The organism is Grimontia indica (assembly GCF_000333895.2).
Taxonomy (GTDB): Bacteria; Pseudomonadota; Gammaproteobacteria; order Enterobacterales; family Vibrionaceae; genus Enterovibrio; species Enterovibrio indicus.
In genome coordinates, this window is the sequence record NZ_ANFM02000025.1 from 57,219 (window position 1) to 71,979 (window position 14,761).

The 14,761-nt window shown below is 43.3% G+C and carries 10 protein-coding genes; all 10 read left to right on the plus strand.

Annotated elements, in window-relative coordinates; translation table 11 throughout:
• The first annotated feature begins 154 nt into the window (after nucleotides 1-154).
• The 10 genes from D515_RS14515 (at nucleotide 155) to D515_RS14560 (ending at nucleotide 14,755) form a co-directional block, all read left to right on the plus strand.
• A complete protein-coding gene (locus D515_RS14515) occupies nucleotides 155-1,726 on the plus strand; it encodes a cation:proton antiporter family protein (protein ID WP_002539587.1) in 1,572 nt (523 codons plus the stop codon).
• A 247-nt stretch (nucleotides 1,727-1,973) separates the two neighbouring features.
• On the plus strand, nucleotides 1,974-3,647 hold the full coding sequence (gene asnB / locus D515_RS14520) for an asparagine synthase B (RefSeq protein ID WP_002539589.1): 1,674 nt from the start codon (nucleotides 1,974-1,976) through the stop codon (nucleotides 3,645-3,647).
• Between the two features lie 624 nt (nucleotides 3,648-4,271).
• The gene (locus D515_RS14525; RefSeq protein WP_039850131.1) at nucleotides 4,272-5,675 is read left to right on the plus strand and encodes an undecaprenyl-phosphate glucose phosphotransferase; all 1,404 of its coding nucleotides are present in this window, start codon (nucleotides 4,272-4,274) and stop codon (nucleotides 5,673-5,675) included.
• A 10-nt stretch (nucleotides 5,676-5,685) separates the two neighbouring features.
• The gene (locus D515_RS14530) at nucleotides 5,686-6,918 is read left to right on the plus strand and encodes an outer membrane beta-barrel protein (protein ID WP_002539592.1); all 1,233 of its coding nucleotides are present in this window, start codon (nucleotides 5,686-5,688) and stop codon (nucleotides 6,916-6,918) included.
• Nucleotides 6,919-6,941: 23 nt separating this feature from the next.
• Nucleotides 6,942-7,475 (plus strand): polysaccharide biosynthesis/export family protein, encoded by a 534-nt coding sequence (locus tag D515_RS14535; protein WP_002539594.1) that lies wholly within the window; start codon nucleotides 6,942-6,944, stop codon nucleotides 7,473-7,475.
• A 161-nt stretch (nucleotides 7,476-7,636) separates the two neighbouring features.
• Complete coding sequence (locus tag D515_RS14540; protein ID WP_002539596.1) at nucleotides 7,637-9,865, plus strand: GumC family protein; 2,229 nt, start codon at nucleotides 7,637-7,639, stop codon at nucleotides 9,863-9,865.
• A gap of 9 nt (nucleotides 9,866-9,874) precedes the next feature.
• A complete protein-coding gene (gene wecB, locus D515_RS14545) occupies nucleotides 9,875-11,011 on the plus strand; it encodes a non-hydrolyzing UDP-N-acetylglucosamine 2-epimerase (protein ID WP_002539598.1) in 1,137 nt (378 codons plus the stop codon).
• A gap of 131 nt (nucleotides 11,012-11,142) precedes the next feature.
• Nucleotides 11,143-12,384, plus strand: a complete 1,242-nt coding sequence (wecC, locus tag D515_RS14550; RefSeq protein WP_002539599.1) for a UDP-N-acetyl-D-mannosamine dehydrogenase — start codon at nucleotides 11,143-11,145, stop codon at nucleotides 12,382-12,384.
• 3 nt (nucleotides 12,385-12,387) lie between these two features.
• On the plus strand, nucleotides 12,388-13,668 hold the full coding sequence (gene tviB, locus D515_RS14555) for a Vi polysaccharide biosynthesis UDP-N-acetylglucosamine C-6 dehydrogenase TviB (RefSeq protein WP_039850133.1): 1,281 nt from the start codon (nucleotides 12,388-12,390) through the stop codon (nucleotides 13,666-13,668).
• A gap of 61 nt (nucleotides 13,669-13,729) precedes the next feature.
• Nucleotides 13,730-14,755 carry an NAD-dependent epimerase/dehydratase family protein gene (locus D515_RS14560; protein WP_002539602.1) on the plus strand — a complete coding sequence of 342 codons (1,026 nt, stop codon included), beginning with the start codon at nucleotides 13,730-13,732 and terminating at the stop codon, nucleotides 14,753-14,755.
• Nucleotides 14,756-14,761: the final 6 nt, after the last annotated feature.

Sequence of the window (14,761 nt, forward strand, 5' to 3'; positions counted from 1 at the left end):
ATGCTGAATTAAGCGCATAGTTTGCAAAATGTTACAAAGGCAATGCTGGTGACCAGCGTTGCCTTTGTTTTATCATTGCTACCAACTTTTCAGAGTTGATACTCAACATTTCCGTTTTCAGCTCTCACCTTCTTTCTAGGACGTTTACAGGTTTATGGATTTAGTCATTATTGCGGTCGCATTCATCAGCGGCTTTCTTATGCTCCGCTGTCAAATGCCACCTCTTGTTGGCTTTCTAATCGCTGGCTTTGCCCTGCATGCAGCGGGTTACACAAGTACGCCTTTGATTCAAACTCTGGCAGATCTCGGTGTCACCCTATTGCTGTTTACGATCGGCTTGAAGCTCGATGTCAAATCCCTACTGAACAAAGAAATCTGGCTCGGAGCAACGCTCCATAACATGGCAACCACTGCCCTCTTTACTCTGTGCTTGGTGGCCTTGAAAGCTATTGGCATGTCGACCTTTGCCAGTCTGAATCTAAATGACCTTGCTCTGATTGCTTTCGCACTTTCCTTTTCCAGCACCGTTTTTGCCATCAAAGCCCTTCAAGAAAAAGGTGAGATGAACGCAACCTACGGCACACTCGCGATTGGTATCCTCATCATGCAGGATATTTTTGCCGTGATTTTCTTAACGATTGCCTCAGGTAAAGTGCCGGGTGTTGAAGCACTGTTACTCTTCGCATTACCATTGGCTCGCCCTATCCTTTTCAAGCTATTAGATCGCGCGGGGCACGGCGAAGTATTGGTGCTTTATGCTGTATTTCTTGCGCTAGTTGCCGGGGCTGGTTTGTTCGATGCGGTTGGTATGAAGCCAGACCTAGGTGCCCTTATTCTGGGGATGTTAATGGCAGGCCACGCCCGCGCGTCTGAAATGGCAAAGTCCTTGTTCAACCTAAAAGAACTCTTTTTGGTTTGTTTTTTCTTGAACATTGGCCTGTCAGAACAACCGACACTTCAAGGCTTTTTCATCGCAGTAATACTTCTCTTCCTTCTGCCGCTTAAAGGCCTTTTGTATTACTTTATTTTCAGCGGGTTTAAATTCCGCGTACGCACTTCGCTCTTCGCTACCCTGACTTTGTTTAACTACAGTGAGTTTGGTTTGATCGTTGGCGGTATCGCCTACCAGATGGGCATCATGCCTGGCAGCGTATTAGTGGCGATTGCCATTGCTGTTTCTTTGTCTTTCGTTTTGGCTGCACCTCTCAACACCTTCAGCCATAGAATTTACGCCTATGCGTCTGACAAGCTTCACGACCCCAACCCGAATAAGCTGCACCACAACGACCAACTTATCAGCTTGGGTAACGCTCGAGTCGTTATCCTTGGAATGGGACGTATCGGCACTGGTGCCTACGACGAACTGTCGGATGATTACCCACAAGCCGTGCTTGGTATCGAAGCACGTGAGGATTCCGTTGAGCGCCACCGCAGTGAAGGGCGCGACGTCATTCTCGGAGATGCAACGGACCCAGACTTCTGGTCTCGGGTAACTTCTTCAAAGCAAATTGAACTAATCTTGTTGGCAATGCCAAACAGTCATGCCAATACCATCGCAATGGAGCAAATCAACCAGCTCAACTATAAAGGCAGAGTGGCGGCTATAGCACGTTATGCTGATGAACTGGAACAGCTCAAAGCGCTTGGTGTTAATGAGGCCTATAACATTTACCGAGAAGCAGGCTCTGGCTTCGCCCGACATGTAAAAGAGCATATGCCACACTAGGTTTACTTTCTGCCTCCTAACCTTTTTAAAGCGCCATTTCACACTTGAAATTGGCGCTTTTTTAATCACCACCTAGCCATCATTCACCTAAATGCCGTATTTGATAAATTATTTCTAACCACACACTAAGTTTGATATTTTTTTTCTCGTTGTTGCTTGCTTTTTTTATTCAAGTTGGCAAATTGGACACAACACAAAATAAAACGCGCCTTTGAAAGGCGGCAGCAGGAAGTTTAGAGAGGGATTTATGTGTTCTGTATTTGGCATTCTGGATATTAAGTCAGATGCAACCGCACTCCGAGAAAGTGCGTTGGAAATGTCGAAGAAACTACGCCACCGTGGCCCAGACTGGTCTGGTATCTATTCATCTGATCGCGCTATTCTTGCGCACGAGCGTCTGGCCATTGTTGGCCTTAACTCTGGCGCCCAACCTCTCTATAGCCCAGATGGCAAAGTAGTATTGGCGGTTAACGGCGAAATCTACAACCACAAAGAAATTCGTGCACGTTACGAAGGCAAGTACGATTTTCAAACTGATTCAGACTGTGAAGTGATTCTGGCTCTTTATCAGGACAAAGGTGCTGACCTTCTCGAAGAGTTAAACGGAATTTTTGCTTTTGCACTTTACGATGAAGAAAAAGACGAATATCTGATCGGCCGCGACCATATCGGTATCATTCCTCTCTATCAGGGCTATGATGAGCACGGCAACTACTATGTCGCTTCTGAAATGAAAGCGCTGGTTCCAGTATGTAAAACCATCAGCGAATTCCCTCCCGGTTGCAGCTACGGTTCTAAAGATGCAGAGCCTGTTCGTTACTATGTCCGTGATTGGAATGAGTTCGCAGCCGTTGCAAACAACACCTCAAGCAAAGAAGAACTGACAGCAGCTTTGGAAGCCGCAGTTAAGCGTCAGCTGATGACTGACGTACCATACGGTGTTCTTCTGTCGGGCGGTTTGGACTCATCTATCACTTCAGCAGTGGCAAAACGTTTCGCCGCAATGCGTGTTGAGGATGACGACAAGAGCGCCGCATGGTGGCCTCAGCTTCACTCCTTTGCGATTGGCCTGGAAGGCGCGCCGGATCTGAAAGCCGCTCGTGAAGTGGCAGAGAAAATTGGTACTGTTCACCACGAAATGACTTACACCATTCAGGAAGGTCTTGATGCTATTCGTGATGTTATCTATCACATTGAGACTTACGACGTAACAACTATCCGTGCATCCACGCCGATGTACCTGATGGGTCGTAAAATCAAAGCCATGGGCATCAAAATGGTACTGTCCGGCGAAGGTGCAGATGAAATCTTCGGTGGCTACCTGTACTTCCACAAAGCACCAAACGCTCAAGAGTTCCATGAGGAGACTGTGCGTAAACTGCTGGCTCTGAACATGTTTGACTGTGCCCGTGCGAACAAATCATTGGCGGCATGGGGTGTGGAAGGTCGTGTTCCTTTCCTCGATAAAGAGTTTATCGATGTTGCGATGCGCCTGAACCCGAAAGACAAGATGTGTGGCAACGGCAAGATGGAAAAACACATCCTGCGTGAGTGTTTTGAGCACTACCTGCCAGATTCAATCGCATGGCGCCAAAAAGAGCAGTTCTCGGACGGTGTTGGCTACGGCTGGATTGATACTCTGCGTGCTGTTGCAGAAGAGAAAGTTACTGACCAGCAAATGGAATCAGCCAGCTTCCGCTTCCCTTACAACACACCACAAACCAAAGAAGCTTACGTTTACCGTGAGATCTTTGAAGAGCTGTTCCCACTGCCATCAGCAGCAGAATGTGTACCAGGCGGCCCATCAATCGCCTGTTCAAGCGCCAAAGCGATTGAGTGGGATGAGAGCTTTAAAAACAGCGCAGACCCATCTGGTCGAGCTGTGGCAGCTGTTCATAACGAGGCTTACGCAAAGGCTTAAGCCTAAACTATTATCGTTAAATAAAGGCTTTCCCAAGTGGAAAGCCTTTTTTCTTTACCGCAGCCCCAGATACAGTCCTATCACCTACATAAATAGCACATACGGTCGCGATCAACTTAACCAAAATTAGTTTCGACTTCTTTCACTTCGTACAAAGGTGCTATTTATATATTACAAAGTTATCACTAGTCAGAGTAATAACCTAGTCAATAGGTAAAATAACCGAATTCACATCTAATACCTTAACAATAATAATGTTTTAGCAGTTTGCTGAACTATTATCTTATTGTTAGCACTATCACTTATATTCGTTTTTTTTTGTTATGAGCCGTAATATATTTACTGTCCAATATGTTATTTACATTCATTTGTGTGGCATCACGCACGAATGACTTATTGTCAAATCCAACACTCAATATCTATGTAAACCCGTGAATTTCTGATGTTAATATCCTGCCAACTTTTACTGCGTCAAACTTATGACGCGGGAAATCTAATTATTATCAAAACAATCAATAAGCATCTCTTTTGATTTCGTACTTTGGGAACGACACTCAAGGGCGGTAGCGTCGAAAATCACAAGCCAACGATGGATCATCGATTAGTTATCTAAGGTCAGAGAAAATGGATTCCACTCTTAAATTACATAGTAACTACGGCGCACTACATGTTCTATATAGAACGATTGACTGTCTTATTATCTTATTGACACTTTACGTAATATCTACGTCCTATACCAATCAGTTCATTCAAAAAGATTTACTATTGGGAAGCTATGCCATTTTGGTATACATGCTCATAGCGGAGAAAAATGAACTCTATCGCTCTTGGCGAGTTCATCTTTTTAGGGAGGAAGCGCTAAGTATCAGTAAGGCGTGGTTTATTACTTTTATTGCGTTAGTTTTTCTGGCTTTCTTTACTAAAACAAGCACAGATTATTCACGTGTTGTTACTGGCGTTTGGTTAGTAGCCACACCAGTAATACTTATTACTTGGCGATATGCTGCCAAACAGACTTTAAAGAAACTGCGCGATTACGGATATAATAAGAAAGAAGCCATTATCATAGGGGTGACAGAGAATGGTATTCGACTTGCTCACCAATTGATAAAGCACCCTGAACTCGGCATCAAAGTGAGCGGTTTTTATGATGATAGGGAAGCCAGCCGTCTAGATATCGACAATCTTCCAGCCCCATTTAAAGGCAATGTTCCTTCAGCGTTAGAGCTTGTTAAAAGCGGTGACGCCCAGCATGTGTACATTTCCATGCCACTGAAGGCAAATGAACGTATCACTGCGTATCTGAAAGACTTTTCAGATACCACTGCAAATACCTATTTGATACCGGATTTCTTTGTCTACAACCTTATCCAGTCTCGATTAAGCGCGATTGGAAATATACCGACGATCAGTATTCATGACACCCCTTTCTACGGTACCAATGGTTGGTTTAAACGCGCACAGGATATCGTACTTGCTTCATTGATAATTCTACTGATCAGCCCAGTACTCATCGGTGTTGCCATCGGCGTCAAATTTTCATCACCGGGCCCAATCATTTTTAAACAATACCGCTACGGGCTGGATGGTCGCCGAATCAAGGTTTGGAAATTCCGCTCAATGAGCACAATGGACAACGGCTCTATCGTCAAGCAAGCCACAAAAAATGACCCAAGAATCACACCCTTTGGGGCATTTATTCGAAGAACCTCGCTGGATGAGCTTCCACAGTTTATCAATGTGTTGCAGGGCCGTATGTCTATCGTTGGTCCTCGTCCGCATGCTGTCGCGCACAATGAAGAATATCGAACCATCGTTGATCGTTACATGCTGCGACACAAAGTGAAACCAGGAATCACTGGCTTAGCGCAGGTTAACGGCTACCGCGGCGAAACAGATACTTTAGAAAAAATGCAGAAGCGCGTTGAGTTTGACATCAAATACATTCAGTCATGGTCAACCTGGCTTGATCTAAAAATCATCTTTAAAACCGTATTCAAAGGCTTTACCGGAAAGACTGCCTACTAAAGGAATGAAAATGAACAGCCCGAAGAAAACACTCATTGCTTTGGCTTTGTTAAGTACTAGCAGTTGGGTAGTCGCTAATGAAGATAATGGGTACACCACAGAGTCAGGGATTAAAATCACCCCACTCTTTGAAGCTTATTATGAATACAACGACAACGTCGGTCGCTATTCACCTTCTGAAAGCCCTGAGTCATCCAGCGCGTTGATTGCTAAACCAGGCGTAATGTTTGAATCTGACCGCAACGGGAACCAATACCAGATTGCGTACCAACTATCTTCCGGGAACTATTTTGACAGTGACGTCGACGACTTTCTCGACCACGCTTTCACGACAAACAATTTTGTCCAGATCAGCCAAAGAAGTGGGATTGGTTTTAACTACACGTACTTAAAATCTCACGAAGCTCGCGGTACAGGTATTTTGGCAGGTGACCAGCTTACAACTATTGCCACTGAACCTGTTAAATACTCTCTCCACAACGCAAACATTACCCATGTATACGGTGCAGAAGACGCGACAGGACGACTAGAGTCCAATTTAAGGTACGAAAACAAAAAATATAACAATTATCGCGACCTCACTGCTCCGGGCTTTGTTGCTTTGAGCACCAAGTTTAAAGACTACGATGAAATCGCCGGCGCACTAGCGTTTTACTACCAGATCTTTCCAGCCACAGAGCTTTTGTTAGAAGTGGATTTAGCTGATCGTCGGTACAAGCTTGGTGACCCCGTCAGTGGTAGTTCACAGGATAATCTTGATGCTTATATCTTGGTCGGTACTAAATGGGATATCACGGGTAAGACAACCGGCAAGCTAAGATTGGGCTTACAAGACAAGAACTACGAAGATGATGCCAGGGAGGACTTCAATGGCTTCAGTTGGGATTTAGATGTTGTTTGGGAACCCCTTACCTATTCAACGATTGCTTTGTCTGCTGCTCAGAGCGCCATCGACCCGGATCAAGGCAACAACTTCATCAATCAAACCAGTTTTGCCGCTAGTTGGAAACACTTCTGGCTATCGCGTGTATACAGCAACATCGCATTCGACATCATTAACGATGACTATTCACAGAGCTCCCGTGAAGACGACCTACTGAGATCCTCTTTCTACCTCGGATATGCGTTCAGGAAAGATACTGAAATTACTGCCGGCTGGCGATATGAAGACAATGACTCTTCGATTGACACCAACCGCTACAGCCAAAATGTTTGGTACCTCGGCACTAATCTGGTGTTCTGATTTTTCAAAGGATTGCTGTTCAAATGACACACATCTATCGCTTACTCGCTACGTTCACCTTTATCCTCGCTTTTCCTTTAAGTGCTCTCGCTAGTGGTAACGACTACACCATTGGCGCGGGCGACAAAATTCAAATCATCGTATATGGCGAGGAAGAGCTAACCATTGAAGAGTTGTATATCGATAGCAGTGGCGAATTCGATTACCCCTATCTCGGTCAATTAATGGCAATTGGCAAAACGACCGAGCAGCTAAAGGCTGAAATTATCAGAGGTCTAAAGGGCGATTACCTCGTTTCGCCTAAAGTTCGTGTGGGAATTGTTGGTTTCAGGAGTATTTTCGTTAATGGTGAAATCAAAAAGCCTGGCGGCTATGAATATCAACCTGGCCTTACTGTAGACAAGGCGATTGCACTTGCCGGGGGCTTTACAGAGCGGGCTGCAAGGAAAAGTATCTACATTACTCGCGAAGATAAAAATGAACCTAAAAACCGGGTAAGTCTTTCTCATATGGTCTCACCTGGAGACATCATTGTTATTGAACAGAGCTTCTTCTAGCGCCAGTGCCTCTGCTGAATTAATTACCCCTCAAGAGGGTATACAAGATTTGGCTCATATTCCTGAACTATGAAATTTTAATTCCCGTCTTTGTCGGGCTTTGGTCGATATAAATATCTCACGATAGTGAGAGTAAAACTGTATTTAAGATGGACTAAATAATGTCAGCTCACGCAAATGAAACTTCAGCACACCAAGAGCAACTTATTGATATTGGATATTATATTCATTTAATCAAGAAACGCTGGCTTTCTATCTTCTTCTTTACACTACTCTGTACAGCGATTGCAGCTCTCGTAGCGTTATCTATTACGCCTACTTATCGAGCAACTGCAACCCTCCTTATTGAGTCGCAACAAGCTAACGCTATTTCTATAGAAGAAGTCGTTGGCATAGATAGTCGTGCAAACGAATATTATCTCACGCAATTCGAGATACTAAAGTCCAATCAAGTCGCACAACGCGTTATCGACAAGTTGCAACTTAGCCAGATTGAGGAGTTTAACCCATCGATCGCTGCAAACAGTGAGCCTGGCTTTAAAGAGCAAGTCAAAGGTTGGTTGCGCTCGCATCCTGTAATTGATTCTTTCTTTTCATCAAAAACAGAAGCGGCCATTGATCCAGAATTAGAAAAAGAAAACAAAAATTTTAAAATACTAAAGGCGTTTAAATCTAGACTCACAATATCCCCCATTCGAAAGACGCAACTTGTTAGAATTTCATTTGACTCACAGGATCCAGAGCTCGCTGTTCATATCGCTAATGCTGTGGGCCATGCATTTATTGAGAACAACCTCGAATCCCAGCTTCTCGCCACTGATAAAGCAAATGGATGGCTAAACGAGCGACTATCAGAACTTAAACAGAACCTGAATTCGTCAGAGCAAGCTTTGGTTAACTTTCTTCAGCGTCAAGAACTCATTGATGATAGCGGAATTTCTGCCTTGACCAGTAATGAGATTGAGAATTTAACATACCGAATTGCAGAGGTAACGGAGCGGAGAACCAAAACTCAAGCACTTTATAACGCGCTGAAAAGTAGCTCCAACGCCGATATAGTTACCCTTAGTGCAAATACGCTCATTTCCAATCATCCCCAAGTGCGTGACATTCGTTTAGCTGAATCAGAGGCCGAAAAGGAAGTCAGTCAACTCTCAAAGCGTTATGGTCCAAAACATGACAAAATGATACAAGCTAATGCGAGACTCGTGTCAGTTCAACGACAAGCGGAAAAGCTAGTATTCAAGTTAATTAGTGGATTCGAGAAGGAATTATCTAGCGCGATAAATCAAGAACTACTTTTAAAACGTGAACTGTTAAATAAGAAAGAAGAGTTTCAATCACTGAGTGTTATAAAGAGTGAGTATGATGCGCTCAAGCGAGAAGTAGAAAGTAACGCGAAACTGTATGACCTCTTTTTAACTCGCCAAAAAGAGACTTCAGCTACAAGTAATTTTAGTGCCGCTAATGCACGCTTTAGTGATTATGCCTTATTACCACAACTCCCTTTTAAACCAAATCGTAAACTTATCGTCCTTTTTTCATTTGCCGTTAGTTTTAGTTTTGCCATTATAGTCATCATTTGCCTAGATGCTTTTAACAACACCATCACTTCTGCAAGAGATTTTGAAAACAAACTTGGCTTATTACCAACTGGAATACTCCCTTTAGTAAGAGCTAAGGAATATAAACTTAATCACATTGATGCATCAGTTTTTAGCAACAGTAAATTTGCAGCATTTCAAGAATCAATTGACTCTATCCGAACATCGCTTTACCTGAGTATGCCAAAGACTGATAGGAAACTACTGGCACTATCTTCTTCCGTTCCAGGAGAGGGAAAAACGACAACCGCAGTGAGTCTTGCTCAATCTTTTGCAAGTATCGAAAAGGTGTTGCTGATTGATTGTGATTTAAGAAAGCCTTCGGTGGGAACGCGTTTTGGACTTGCTAAAAGCCATCCTGGACTGACGAATATTCTGGTTATGAATGCATCACCTAATGACTGTATTACAAGCATAGAGGGAACCAATCTAGATGTTCTATCAGCAGGGTTAATTGTTGCCAATCCACAGGAACTTCTTAGCAGTGCCTCTTTCCAGAATCTCATTGAAAAGCTGGCAGAAAAGTACGATCGCATCATCTTTGACACGCCGCCTATTTTGCCAGTGAAAGATGCATTTATCGTCGGGAAATTGACCAAGGGTATTGTGCTCATTCTCAAAGCCAATAGTACAAGCAAGTCAGTGTACAAGCACACCATATCCTTATTTACAAAGCATCAAATATCAATTGATGGCGTAGTAATAAACCAAGTCCCACAACCAAAGAAAGGCACACATACCTACTCTGAATACTCTCGCTATGCGTATGGAAACACAGCAAGCTAAGGAATGTATATGACAGCTACAATTAAGGTACTTACTGTCTTTGGTACCCGCCCAGAGGCGATTAAAATGGCGCCACTTGTTCACAAGCTCAGTAAAGCTGAGGGTGTTGAGGCTAAGGTATGCGTTACGGCACAACATCGAGAAATGCTTGATCAGGTTCTTGATTTATTTGAAATTAAACCAGACTTTGATCTAAATGTGATGAAGCCAGGGCAGTCTCTTTATGAAGTTACAGGCAATATTCTTTCTGGCCTCAAACCCGTATTAGAGTCCTTCAAACCACATATTGTCCTTGTGCATGGTGATACGGCTACGACACTTTCAGCGAGTCTGGCAGCATACTTCCAGCAAATTGCTGTAGGACATGTCGAAGCGGGACTTCGTACAGGTAACATTTACTCTCCTTGGCCAGAGGAAGGAAACAGGAAACTCACCGGTGCAATAACATCGCTTCATTTTGCACCGACGAAAACATCTGAAAAGAACCTACTTTCTGAGGGAGTCAATGCAGAGAGTATTTCTGTTACAGGGAATACCGTCATCGACGCGTTGTTTCTTGTTAAAGAAAAGCTTGAGAATGATCAGGATCTCAGCGATACCTTTGCGGCTGTCTTTCCTCAATTAGATGACGACAAAAAGCTGATCCTTGTTACTGGGCATCGCCGCGAGAGCTTTGGAGGTGGATTTGAGCGAATTTGTGAAGCTCTTGCCGAGATCGCAACTCGCTACCCAGATAGCCAAATCATCTATCCTGTCCATCTAAATCCTAATGTGAGAGAGCCAGTCAACCGCATACTAAAAGGCATTGGTAATGTTCATTTAATTGGACCTCAGGAGTATTTACCTTTCGTCTATCTGATGAACAAAGCTCACATCATTCTCACTGATTCCGGTGGCATTCAAGAAGAAGCGCCTTCATTAGGTAAACCTGTGTTGGTTATGAGAGACACAACAGAACGTCCTGAGGCGGTAGAGGCTGGTACAGTAAAACTCGTAGGTACAGATAAAGATAGAATCATCGAAGCTGTAGAGAACTTACTTACCAACGAATTCGACTACGAAAAAATGAGTCGCGCACATAACCCTTATGGTGACGGTAAATCTTGTCAGAGAATTGTCGAGAAAATAATTAAATCATTTTCATAGAATCGTTAATTCTTTGGCTATTCATCAAATGACCTTTTCATCGTTTCAAACGAAAACGTAAATCAAACCCCACCTTATTTTTTTCTTATTTTTAAGCGCATACTTGTTAAAGGTATGCCTGAGGAGCAGTTATGTCCTTTAAAAGCGTTTCTGTTGTCGGCTTAGGCTACATCGGACTTCCTACCGCAGCCGTTGTGGCCTCACGCGGAATAGAAGTAATTGGCGTAGATGTTAATCCCAATGCCGTAGACACAATAAATCAAGGAAAGATACATATTGTAGAACCTGATCTTGATATCGTCGTTCGCGGTGTTGTCGCGACAGGAATGTTACGTGCCACGACCACCCCAGAACCGGCTGAAGCATTTATGATTGCGGTTCCAACCCCTTTCAAAGAAGGCTTCACACCTGATCTAAGCTACATTGAGTCAGCAGCAAACGCTATTGCACCAGTATTGGAAAAAGGCAATCTTGTCATTCTAGAATCGACCTCCCCAGTTGGCGCGACGGAAAAATTAGCTGAATGGCTCAGCGCTGCGCGACCAGATTTGAGCTTTCCCCAAGACGCTGGCGACAGTGCGGATATTAAAGTGGCTCATTGCCCAGAACGTGTATTGCCAGGTTATGTTCTTCAAGAATTGGTCTCGAATGACAGAGTTATTGGCGGGATGTCAAAGGCTTGTAGTGAGAAAGCCGTCGAGCTATACCAAACGTTTGTCCGCGGTGAATGTGTGATTACCAACGCGAGAACCGCTGAGATGGCTAAACTGACTGAAAATTCATTTCGTGACGTCAACATCGCATTCGCAAATGAATTATCTGTCATCAGCGACAAATTAAAAATCAATGTCTGGGAACTTATCAAACTAGCAAACAGGCATCCTCGCGTGAACATTCTAAATCCAGGACCAGGCGTGGGTGGTCACTGTATCGCTGTCGATCCTTGGTTTATCGTAGACAGTTGCCCTGATGAAGCCAAAATTATCCGTCAAGCTCGTTTAACAAATGATTCGAAACCACACTACGTCGTAGACCAAATTGAAAAGGCAGCGGATCAATTCAAAAAACCAGTCATTGCTTGCTTAGGCCTCGCATTTAAAGCCGACATCGACGACCTCCGCGAAAGCCCAGCCCTGCAAATCGTCGAAGAACTGACGAAGAAAAATCTCGGACAGATATTTGCCGTAGAACCTAACGTTTCCGCGATTCCGGAAAACCTCGTACATGCGGGTGTAGAGCAGACGACGTTAGAAGTCGCACTTGAGAAAGCAAATATCATTGTTGTTCTCGTCGACCACAAACAGTTTAAAGCAGCAGACAAAACGTTATTCATGACCAAGTTCGTCATTGATACACGTGGGGTAGTGAATTAAGGCATGAGTATGTACCAAGAAAATGTAAAGATCGGAATTATCGGCTTAGGTTATGTTGGTTTGCCTTTAGCGGCTGAGTTTGGCAAAAAATATACAACTATCGGTTTTGATATCAATTCCAAAAGGATCCAAGAATTAGTTAATGGTCACGACTCTACGCTTGAGGTATCTGATCGCGAACTAAAAGAGTCAACTCTCCTGTCATACACATGCACATCTGGTGATCTTAAAGCGTGTAATGTTTATATCGTTACTGTCCCAACACCTATAGATGAACACAAGCAACCCGATCTTTCGCCCCTAGTTAGAGCAAGTGAAATGCTGGGTCAGGTGATAAGCAAAGATGACGTTGTTATTTATGAGTCAACAGTATATCCAGGTGCGACCGAAGAAGTATGTATACCCGTATTAGAAGATGTATCAGGACTTAAATACAATGACGACTTTTATGCTGGTTACTCACCAGAAAGAATAAACCCTGGTGATAAAGAACATCGTGTTACGAATATTCTGAAGGTGACTAGTGGTTCTACACCAGAAATTGCTACTAAAGTAGATGAGTTATACAAGTCAATTATTACTGCAGGTACTCATAAGGCATCATCTATAAAAGTCGCTGAAGCTGCAAAAGTGATTGAAAATACGCAACGTGATGTCAACATTGCTCTTATCAATGAGCTATCCATTATATTTAGCAAGCTGGAAATCGATACGCTGGAAGTTCTAGAGGCAGCGGGGACCAAATGGAACTTTCTTCCATTCCGCCCGGGATTAGTAGGTGGACATTGTATTGGTGTTGACCCGTATTACCTAACGCATAAAGCTCAAAGTATTGGTTATCATCCTGAAATGATACTGGCTGGCCGTAGATTAAACGATGGAATGAGCGCGTATGTCGTTTCTCAGTTAGTCAAAAAAATGTTAATGAAACGAATCCATGTCGAAGACTCAAACGTCCTCGTGATGGGACTAACCTTTAAAGAAAACTGTCCAGACTTAAGAAATACCAAAGTTGTAGACATCGTAAGTGAGCTCAAAGAATACAACGTTAATGTCGATATTGCCGACCCTTGGTGTTCATCGAGCGAAGCACAACACGAGTATGGACTCACACTCGTTGAGGACATCAAGAAAAACCATTATGACGCAATTATCTTAGCTGTTGGACACGCTGAGTTTAAAGAAATAGGCGCGGATATGCTCCACTCATATGGGAAAGAAAAACACGTAATCTATGATTTGAAATATATCCTCGACAAGCAAGATGTAGATATTCGTCTTTAATGCTTCTAGTTTATATCTTTTAAGATCTAACTCTTCCCGAATCGACGGAACACAATTTTTCATGACAAAATTTGAACGCATAAAAAACGAACTGAAGTCAGAACCAAAGGTTTGGCTTATCACTGGGGTAGCTGGGTTTATTGGATCCAATCTGTTGGAAACGTTACTTACGCTCAATCAAAAAGTCATAGGATTAGACAATTTCGCGACAGGACATCAAAAAAATCTAGACGAAGTAAAATGTCTGGTCTCAGACTCGCAATGGTCTCTTTTTACTTTCTATGAAGGTGACATTCGCAACTACGATGATTGCCAGCGTGCAACAAAAGACGTTGACTATGTACTCCATCAAGCAGCACTTGGCTCAGTTCCCCGCTCAATCAATGATCCCATTACAACAAACGCCGCGAATATCACCGGATTCCTGAACATGTTGAATGCGGCAAAAGAGCAAAACGTCAAAAGTTTTACCTATGCAGCCAGTAGTTCTACATATGGAGATCATCCGGCACTACCAAAAGTAGAAGAAAACATAGGCAACCCTCTGTCTCCTTACGCTGTTACGAAATATGTCAATGAACTGTACGCGGCAGTTTTCGCAAAAACATATGGGTTTAAGTCTATCGGTCTACGATACTTCAACGTATTCGGCCCTCGACAAGATCCAAACGGTGCTTATGCTGCCGTCATTCCTAAGTGGACATATGCAATGCTGAATGGCTTAGACGTCTTTGTAAATGGCGATGGTGAGACAAGTCGTGACTTTTGCTTTATCGAAAATACGGTTCAAATGAACATCCTCGCAGCGACTGCCGACGACGAAGCAAAAGACGCCGTGTATAACGTTGCGCTAGGTGACAGAACAACGTTGAATGAACTGTATGGTACGATTAGGTCATCATTGACAGCCAAGAATATCAACGTCAAAGGTGAATTAATTTATCGAGACTTCCGAGACGGTGATGTTCGTCACTCACAAGCCGACATAACGAAAGCAAAAGAATGTCTAGGTTATTTCCCTGGAAAAAAAGTTTCCGAAGGAATCGAAAAATCAACCATTTGGTACATTGAAAAGGGTCTTAATTGAACGATA

What these genes read in the sequence shown, in the direction of transcription:
- wecB (WP_002539598.1), top strand. Translation starts at nt 9,875, where the DNA reads ATGACAGCTACAATTAAGGTACTTACTGTCTTTGGTACCCGCCCAGAG.
- wecC (WP_002539599.1), top strand. Translation starts at nt 11,143, where the DNA reads ATGTCCTTTAAAAGCGTTTCTGTTGTCGGCTTAGGCTACATCGGACTT.
- D515_RS14560 (WP_002539602.1), top strand. Translation starts at nt 13,730, where the DNA reads ATGACAAAATTTGAACGCATAAAAAACGAACTGAAGTCAGAACCAAAG.
- D515_RS14525 (WP_039850131.1), top strand. Translation starts at nt 4,272, where the DNA reads ATGGATTCCACTCTTAAATTACATAGTAACTACGGCGCACTACATGTT.
- D515_RS14540 (WP_002539596.1), top strand. Translation starts at nt 7,637, where the DNA reads ATGTCAGCTCACGCAAATGAAACTTCAGCACACCAAGAGCAACTTATT.
- D515_RS14530 (WP_002539592.1), top strand. Translation starts at nt 5,686, where the DNA reads ATGAACAGCCCGAAGAAAACACTCATTGCTTTGGCTTTGTTAAGTACT.
- D515_RS14535 (WP_002539594.1), top strand. Translation starts at nt 6,942, where the DNA reads ATGACACACATCTATCGCTTACTCGCTACGTTCACCTTTATCCTCGCT.
- asnB (WP_002539589.1), top strand. Translation starts at nt 1,974, where the DNA reads ATGTGTTCTGTATTTGGCATTCTGGATATTAAGTCAGATGCAACCGCA.
- tviB (WP_039850133.1), top strand. Translation starts at nt 12,388, where the DNA reads ATGAGTATGTACCAAGAAAATGTAAAGATCGGAATTATCGGCTTAGGT.
- D515_RS14515 (WP_002539587.1), top strand. Translation starts at nt 155, where the DNA reads ATGGATTTAGTCATTATTGCGGTCGCATTCATCAGCGGCTTTCTTATG.